Genomic DNA, 7,714 nt, shown 5'->3' with positions numbered 1-7,714 from the left:
GCGTTCGGCCAGCGTGGTTTTATGGGGCGATTGAGATCAAAAGCAGATCAAAAGCCAGATCAAAAGCAGTCTTGTGTTGTGTCAGTTGGGGGCGACCAGGCCCAGCTCTTTTGCTTGAGCCACCGGGTCGCTGATGGCTTTGATGCGTTTCGCTTCCGTCACCAATCGCTCACGCTCGGCAGCCGGAATATCATCCAGCGGCAGTGTGGCAACTCGCTGCTCATAACCGGCCAGCACCATCACCAACAGCACATTGCGCTGGTGACGGGGCAGGGCGCGGGGGGATTGGGTGACGGGGGCGATGGCGTCCAGCGCTTGTTGCGATTGCCCGCCGAGGGCGTAAGCCAGGGCCAGGTTGCAGCGGTTGTCGAGGTCGTCGGGCTTGAGGCTCAGGCTCTTGGCGAACGCAGTTTGCGCCGCAGCGGCCTGGCCATTGAGGATCTGCGCCACACCCAGGCGGGTGTAGGCCACTGGCAACCCGCCAATCTCCGCCGCCTGGCCCAGGGCAGTCACCGCCCGTTGCGTCTTGCCCAATTGCAATTGCGCGGTGCCCAGGCCGAGCAGCGCGTCAGCGTTACGCGCATCGAACCCCAGGGCTTGCTGGAAAGCCCGCTCGGCGCCCAGCGCATCCTTGGCGTCGAGCCTGGCCTGGCCGAGCTTGAGCCACAACTCGATACCGGCACTGGGTTGCTGCGCCGCACGCTCGTACAGCGCGGCCGCACTGGCGTAGTCGCCGCGCTTGCTCAGGTCATCGGCCAGTTGCAACGACTTGTCGGAATCGGTCGCGGGTTTGCTGGCGCAGGCGGCCAGCAACAGGGTACTGGCGAGCAGAAAATTCTTGGACATCGTCACAACTCGTCTGGCGAAGGCGGACGCCATGTAAGCATATTTTTGCTGGCTGTCCTATGCCTGTTCGGCAGCCGTTTTGCCAACGCCGCCGAAGAACCCGCGTGGTTTTCCCAGCCCTATGCCTACGTGCTGGTGGACCAGGATGTGCGCAGCGCCCTGGAAGAATTCGGCCACAACCTCGATGTGCCCCTGGTGCTCTCCGACAAGGTGCGCGGCAAAGCCCGCAGCACGATTCGCGGCGCCACCGCCGGCGAGTTCCTGCAGACCCTGTGCAGCACCAACGGCCTCACCTGGTACTTCGACGGCAACCTGCTGTACCTCAATGCCAGCGATGAAATCAGCACCAAGCTATTCAAGGCCAACGCCCTGGACCTCGACCAGTTGCAGGCCTACCTCAGCAACCTCGATGTGTTCGGCCAGCAACTTTCCATGCGCAATGGCCCCGAGGGCGATGAAGTGTTCGTGTCCGGACCACCGCCGTACCTGGCGTTGGTGCAGCAGCATGTGGATCACCTGCAACCCAAGGTCGTGGCCGCCCCGGTGGCGCGCGAGCGCGGGGTACGGGTGTTCCGTGGCGCGCAAGTCAGTACCGAAACCCCAACCCAGTAAAGGAGCAGCACCATGTCCGTAACAGCCGTAGACAGCAATCTCGCCCCGGGTGGCGCCAGCCCTGAAGCCAAGTTCAATGCCGCGGTGGACAACGCCAAGGCCGCCGACAAACCCAGCGAAGCCGATGACCCCAAGTTCACCGATGCGTTGATCACCCAGGCGGTCACCATCGGCGGTCAGTTCATCATCATGCCCAAGATGCAGGAACTGCTGAACGACGCCATGTCCGATGACGACGAAGAGTAGGAAGCCCCTATGACTATCAGTCTCGCCGCCGGCGCTTCGGCGCTGCCGCCGTCTGCCGGCGCGGGGCCCGCCGGGGCCTCGCAGAACCTGTTCGAGCACATGGCCAACACCGCCAAGGGCATGCCCGAAGGCGCCAGCCCGCACCAGATCGGCTCGGGCCTGATGGAGCGCATGAACAGTTTCATCGACCGCACGCGGGCGTTTTCCGAGCGCGCCGACCTGCTCACCAACAACCCGTCGGCGCCGCCACCGGCATCGGCCGAGATCCGCACCGCCAGCGCTTCGCCTCAAGGCGAGCCGGGGAAAAAGGTCGGCGAACAGCAGGTCGACCAGATCGTCCACTCCTTGGGCAAGATGTTCGATTACTCCATCGAAACCCAGATGGTGGTGCGCGGTGCGACGCAGATTTCCGGTTCCGCCAACACACTGCTCAAGGGCCAATAACGCCATGCCAAGCCCCAACCGCGCCTTGCGCCTGCTGCTGATCGGCCTGCTCGCCAGCCTGTTGCAAGCGTGCAACACCGACCTCTACACCAACCTCAGCGAGCGCGATGCCAACGCCATGGTCGCGGTGCTGCTGCGCGGTGGCATCCCGGCGGAGCGCAAGGCCCAGGACAACGGCCAGCTCAAGGTGGTGGTCGATGAGTCACGCTTTGCCGAAGCCATGACCTTGCTCGACAACGCCGGCCTGCCGCAACAGAGCTTTTCCAACATGGGCGAGGTGTTCAAGGGCAATGGCCTGGTGTCGTCGCCGGTGCAGGAGCGGGCGCAGATGATCTATGCGCTGAGCGAAGAACTGTCGCACTCGGTGTCGCAGATCGACGGCATCGTCGCCGCCCGCGTGCACGTGGTGCTGCCGGACAACGACTTGCTCAAACGGGTGATTTCGCCGTCGTCGGCTTCGGTGCTGGTGCGCTACGACCCAGGCACCGACATCAATACGCTGATCCCGCAGATCAAGACCCTGGTCGCCAACGGTATTTCCGGCCTGAATTACGACGGCGTTTCGGTGACGGCAATCAAAGCCGCTGTGGCCATCAGCAATAACCCGGCACAGCCGCGCCTGGCCCGCTTCATGGGCCTGTGGCTGCTGGAAGACAACCTGCCCCAGGCGCGGCTGATGTTTGGTGCGCTTTTATTGATCGCGCTCGGCGCCTTGGGGGTGCTGGCCCGTCAGCAATGGTTGCGTCGCCAGTCCCAGGCGCTGTATGTGCTCAAGGAGGGTGAATGAGTCTGTTCGAGCGTTGGCAGGGGCTGATCGCCGAGCCGTTGCAGTTCGTGCGTGGGCCGAGCTTGGGTGCGTGTTTTGCTGATGAGTTGCCCGACGCCGTGTTGCAGGCGATGCATGGCCAGCCGCGTTTTCGCCAGCGCCTGGAGCAGTTGCTGGTCAGCCATTATCAACTGGCGCCCATGGACCAGTTGGTCACACCCTTGGCGGCGGACTTGTCGGTATTGCTGCTGTCACACGCGCAGTTCGCCCGCTTGCCGAGGCTCTGCGGGGCGATTTGGCATGCCGCGACCCTGAGTCGGGAGATCCGCCGCGAGGTGGTCAATGAGCTGCGCGAAGGCCTGGGTGCTGAAGTCTTTGTCTCAGCCCTGGCCCTGCGCCAACTCGGTGGCGCAGCGGATTTGCTGCGCGATCCCAGCGAATTGATCGAGGCCATCGACCGCGACGGCCAAGGCTGTGTCGCCGCCTGGTTGCACGCCCAGCATGTCGATTGGCAGGGCTGGTTGCGTTTGCGCTTCGCCTTCCCCCAGGGCCACAGCGCCCGAGTGCCCCGTGACCTGGAAATCGTCCAGGCCGCCGCCGCGTGCCTGCTGGCCGAGGAGATGATGCCATGAGCGAATTGCCGAGCCGTCCCACCGCACGCATCCTGCGCGCCGAAGACGCCGCGTTATGGAGCGACGGGTTTGCCTTCCTGCAAGCGGCCAAACAACAGGCCGAACAGATCAAGGCCGACAGCGAACAATGGCTGAGCAGCGCCCGCGCCGAAGGCTTCGAAAGCGCCCGCCAAGCGGGGGCCGAACAGGTCGCGCAATTGCTGCTGCACACCCAGTCCCAGGTGCAGCATTACTTGAGCAGCCTGGAAGCCTCCCTGGCCGACCTGGCCTTGGGCATCGTGCGTGAAGTACTGGGTGAACTGGACAACGCCGACCGCGTGGTGCGCAGTACCCGCCAGGCCTTGAGCGCGTTTCGCCAGGACCAGGCGTTGACCCTGTGGGTGCCGCCAGCGGAGGTCGATGCGTTGCGCCAACGCCTCAAGCTGGAAGGGCTGGCGATTGCCGTGGATGCGGACGAACAGTTGCAGTCTGGCCAGGCGCGCCTGAACAGCCCGGCCGGTTCAGTTGAACTGGGCCTTGAAGCCCAATTGCAAAACCTGCGACGCAGCCTGTTGCCCTTCGCCGAAGAGGGCGTGGCATGAACCTGGAACAGCTGCTGCCACGTCTCTCTGGGCGCCTGGCCCAGGCCCGCTTGCGCCCCATGCACGGCACGGTGTTGAGCATTCGTGGTGTATTACTGCGGGCCAGTGTGGCCGGGGCGAGCATCGGTGAGCTGTGCCAACTGCGTGATCCCGGCAGCGCCCGCAGCCTGAGCGCCGAGGTGATCGGCTTTGACGGTGACGAGGCGATCCTGTCGCCCATCGGCTCCATGGAAGGGCTGTCCACCCGCACTCAGATCACCGCCACCGGCGAAACCCTGGGCGTGGCGGTGGGTGATGCACAGCTGGGGAGGGTGATCAGCCCCATGGGCGATTTTCTCGACGGTGACGGCCTCCCGCCGACCGTGGCCCTGCAGCATTACCCGCTGCACGCCGAACCCCCGGCACCGTTTTCCCGGCAGTTGATCGTGCGTTCCATGGCGCTGGGCATTCGTTCCATCGACGGCCTGCTGACCCTGGCCCAGGGCCAACGCATGGGTATCTTTGGTGAGCCTGGCGTGGGCAAGTCATCGTTGCTGGCCAGCATCATTCGCAATAGCGAAGCCGATGTGATCGTGATCGGCCTGATCGGCGAGCGGGGCAGGGAAGTGCGCGAGTTGCTCGATGTGCAGCTCGACGGCCAGGCCCGTGCACGCACGGTGGCGGTGGTCGCCACCTCGGACCGCCCGGCGGCCGAGCGGGTGCGCGCGGCGTTTGTCGCCACCACCCTGGCCGAATACCACCGCGACCAGGGCCGCAACGTGTTGCTGTTGATGGACAGCCTGACCCGCTTCGCCCGTGCCCAGCGCGAAATCGGCCTGGCCGTGGGCGAACCGCCGACACGGCGTGGTTATCCGCCGTCGTTTTTCTCGGCCTTGCCGCGCTTGCTGGAACGCGCCGGCCCCGGCCCCACCGGCAGCATCACTGCGTTGTACACCGTGCTTACCGAGGGTGATGCCGCCAGCGATCCGGTGGCCGAGGAAGCCCGTTCGATCCTTGACGGACACATCGCCCTCAGCGCCGAACTGGCCCAGCGCAACTACTTCCCTGCGGTGGATGTGTTGCGCAGCCGCAGCCGTTTGATGGAGCAGGTGGCCGGCGAAGAACACAAGCGTCTGGCCATGCGCATCCGCGAATTGATGGCGCGGTATGGCGAGATCGAAATGCTGATCCGTGTCGGCGAATACTCCGCCGGCAGCGACCCCCTGGCCGACGAAGCGATCAACCGCCACGCCGCCATCGAAGCCTTCCTGCGCCAGAACGCAGGCGAGCCGAGCAACCTGGAACAGACCCTGAGCCGCATGCGCCAGGTGTTGGCATGAGATCGCAGGAATGTACACAAGACCCCCTGTGGGAGCTGGCTTGCCTGCGGTAGCGGTAGGTCAGGGAGCTTAACTGTGATGGGTACACCGCCATCGCAGGCAAGCCAGCTCCCACAGTTGATCTCCATGGAATTACAGATTGTTTTGCTGGCACAAGAAAGGAAAACGCCTCATGAAAACCCATGAATTGCGCACCCTGCAAACCCTGCGGGTCTTGCGTGAACAACGCGCCGCCAGTCAACTGGCCGCCCAACAACAACGCTGCGAACAGACCCACGGCGTGCTCACCGACGCCAAGGAGCAATTGCGCCTGCACCGTGAAGCCATCGCCGAGGAAGCGCGACAGGTGTATGCCTCGCTCACCGAAGGTCTGTCGGTGGCCAGTTGGCAGGCGGCCCAGGATCGGTTGCGCGGCCTGTCGGACGACCAGCAGCAACTGGAAAACGACGTGACCCACGTCTCCACCACCTTGGAAAGCCAGGAGCGCGAGCGTGACCTGTTCCGCCAGGAACGTCTGAGCCGCCAGCGCCAATCCGACGCTTGGCAAAGCCTGCTGGAAGGCCGTGAGAGCGATGAGCGCCGCGTTGGCGAGTTGCGTGATGAGGGCGTCGGCACATGATCGCGGCCCTTGCCGATCCGTTGTCGCCCTGGCTGACCCATTTCGACCCAGCGTTGCTGGCCCTGCATAACGCGTTGCACCGCCGTTGCCGTCCTTGGCAGGGCCGTTGCGCCGGGCAGGACCTGCACGTGAGCTGGGCCACCGAACCCCAAGTGCTCGCTGCGCCGCGCGATCTGCTGCTGTTACTCGGCCGTGCCCCCGTGCGCCTGCGGTTGTCCGCCGCAGCGATGGAGCAGTTGTTGCTGCCGCTGGCATTGTCATTCGATGTGCAGCCGTTGCCCGCACTGCCGCGTTCGCTGTTGCTGGAACTGGCGCTGCTCGACCTGATCGAGACCCTGGAGCCGTTGCTCGGTCACCCCGTGCAGTTGCTCGATGCGGGCGAAGGCCAAGACCCCTTTGTCGTGCACGTGGCGCTGGAGCTGACGTTCGCCAACCAGCCGCCAATGAGCGCCCAACTGGACCTGAGCGAAAGCGCCGCCGTGCGGGTGGCGCAGTTGCTCGCGCAATACGCCCAGCCCGAGCCCGACCCGTTGCTGGCCCTGCACCAGACCCTCACGGTGGTGGCGGGGCGACAGTGGCTGAGCCTCGGCGAACTGCGCAGCCTGCGCCCCGGCGATGTGCTGATGCTGGAGCAAGGCCCCGGCCTGCTGCTCGACCTCGACGGCCGCCTGCAGGCGCGCTGCCAATACCAGGGTGAAGTCCTGCGCCTGCAGGACGCCTTGAAAGCCCCCTTTGTGGAACCGGAGAACCCCATGACTGATGTTGATGCCGCCGCGGTGCTGGATGACCTGCCGTTGAAACTGGTGTGCCAGGTCGGCACGCTGGAGCTGACCCTGGCGCAATTGCGCGAATTGGGCGCGGGCAGCCTGTTGCAGCTCAACACACCGGGCGTGGACAGCGTCGACCTGATGATCAACGGCCGCCGCGTCGGCCAGGGCCAACTGGTGAAAATCGGTGACGGCCTGGGCGTGCGCCTGCTGAGTTTCGCCACCCCATGACCGGTTATCAGCCGAACCTGATCGAGATCATCCTGGTCGTTGCGACGATCGGGCTGATCCCGTTGGCGGTGGTGACACTCACCGGTTTCATGAAGATCTCGGTGGTGCTGTTCCTGATCCGCAACGCCCTGGGCGTGCAACAGACCCCGCCGAACCTGGTGCTGTACGGCATTGCGCTGATCCTGTCGGTGTACGTGACCACGCCGTTGATTGGCGACATGTACCGGCAGGTGGAGGGGCGCGACCTCAACATCGAGCATGTCGAGCAACTCAAGGATCTGGGCGACGCCTTGCGTCCGCCGCTGCAGGCGCACCTCAAGCGTTTCGCGAATGAATCCGAGCGCGGCTTTTTCGTGCAGGCCACCGAGACTATCTGGTCGCCGCAAGCCCGTGCCGACCTGCGCGATGATGACCTGGTGGTGTTGATTCCGGCGTTCGTCAGCTCGGAACTGACCCGCGCCTTCGAGATCGGCTTTCTGTTGTACATCCCGTTCCTGGTGGTGGACTTGCTGGTGTCCAACGTGCTGATGGCCATGGGCATGTCGATGGTCTCGCCGAACCTGATCTCCATTCCGCTGAAGATCTTTTTATTCGTGTCCCTGAGCGGCTGGTCGCGCTTGATGCACGGTTTGATTCTGAGTTACGGCTGAG

11 protein-coding genes are annotated in these 7,714 nt (G+C 64.4%); 10 read left to right on the top strand and 1 reads right to left on the bottom strand.

Features of this window, described 5'->3' with window-relative positions; all coding sequences use genetic code 11:
- Positions 1-81: 81 nt before the first annotated feature.
- Positions 82-846: a tetratricopeptide repeat protein gene (locus tag HX793_RS00625; protein WP_177050648.1), complete on the bottom strand. Its 765-nt coding sequence runs from the start codon at positions 844-846 to the stop codon at positions 82-84.
- Between the two features lie 48 nt (positions 847-894).
- Between HX793_RS00625 and HX793_RS00620 the strand changes: the two genes are divergently transcribed.
- The 10 genes from HX793_RS00620 to sctR all read left to right on the top strand — a co-directional run bounded on the left by HX793_RS00620 (position 895) and on the right by sctR (position 7,713).
- Positions 895-1,458 carry a hypothetical protein gene (locus HX793_RS00620; protein WP_025999889.1) on the top strand — a complete coding sequence of 188 codons (564 nt, stop codon included), beginning with the start codon at positions 895-897 and terminating at the stop codon, positions 1,456-1,458.
- A gap of 12 nt (positions 1,459-1,470) precedes the next feature.
- Positions 1,471-1,704 (top strand): hypothetical protein, encoded by a 234-nt coding sequence (locus HX793_RS00615; RefSeq protein ID WP_016978398.1) that lies wholly within the window; start codon positions 1,471-1,473, stop codon positions 1,702-1,704.
- A gap of 9 nt (positions 1,705-1,713) precedes the next feature.
- Entirely contained in the window at positions 1,714-2,148 is a 435-nt protein-coding gene (locus HX793_RS00610; RefSeq protein ID WP_016978397.1) for a hypothetical protein, read from the top strand.
- 4 nt (positions 2,149-2,152) lie between these two features.
- On the top strand, positions 2,153-2,935 hold the full coding sequence (gene sctJ / locus HX793_RS00605) for a type III secretion system inner membrane ring lipoprotein SctJ (protein ID WP_177050647.1): 783 nt from the start codon (positions 2,153-2,155) through the stop codon (positions 2,933-2,935).
- On the top strand, positions 2,932-3,546 hold the full coding sequence (locus HX793_RS00600; RefSeq protein WP_177050646.1) for a type III secretion protein: 615 nt from the start codon (positions 2,932-2,934) through the stop codon (positions 3,544-3,546). The genes sctJ and HX793_RS00600 overlap by 4 nt, the downstream gene beginning before the upstream one ends.
- Positions 3,543-4,127, top strand: a complete 585-nt coding sequence (sctL, locus tag HX793_RS00595; RefSeq protein WP_177050645.1) for a type III secretion system stator protein SctL — start codon at positions 3,543-3,545, stop codon at positions 4,125-4,127. Before HX793_RS00600 ends, sctL begins: the two co-directional genes overlap by 4 nt.
- Entirely contained in the window at positions 4,124-5,446 is a 1,323-nt protein-coding gene (locus tag HX793_RS00590) for a FliI/YscN family ATPase (protein ID WP_177050644.1), read from the top strand. Before sctL ends, HX793_RS00590 begins: the two co-directional genes overlap by 4 nt.
- 172 nt (positions 5,447-5,618) lie before the next feature.
- Positions 5,619-6,065, top strand: coding sequence for a hypothetical protein (locus HX793_RS00585; RefSeq protein WP_177050642.1), 447 nt, complete (start codon positions 5,619-5,621; stop codon positions 6,063-6,065).
- A complete protein-coding gene (gene sctQ / locus HX793_RS00580; RefSeq protein ID WP_177050640.1) occupies positions 6,062-7,063 on the top strand; it encodes a type III secretion system cytoplasmic ring protein SctQ in 1,002 nt (333 codons plus the stop codon). The genes HX793_RS00585 and sctQ overlap by 4 nt, the downstream gene beginning before the upstream one ends.
- Positions 7,060-7,713, top strand: a complete 654-nt coding sequence (sctR, locus tag HX793_RS00575; protein WP_016978391.1) for a type III secretion system export apparatus subunit SctR — start codon at positions 7,060-7,062, stop codon at positions 7,711-7,713. The genes sctQ and sctR overlap by 4 nt, the downstream gene beginning before the upstream one ends.
- Position 7,714 lies beyond the last annotated feature (1 nt).

The organism is Pseudomonas reactans (genome assembly GCF_013387025.1).
GTDB lineage: Bacteria > Pseudomonadota > Gammaproteobacteria > Pseudomonadales > Pseudomonadaceae > Aquipseudomonas > Aquipseudomonas reactans.
Note: the sequence above shows the minus strand (reverse complement) of the source record. Positions and strands in the feature narration are given on the sequence as shown.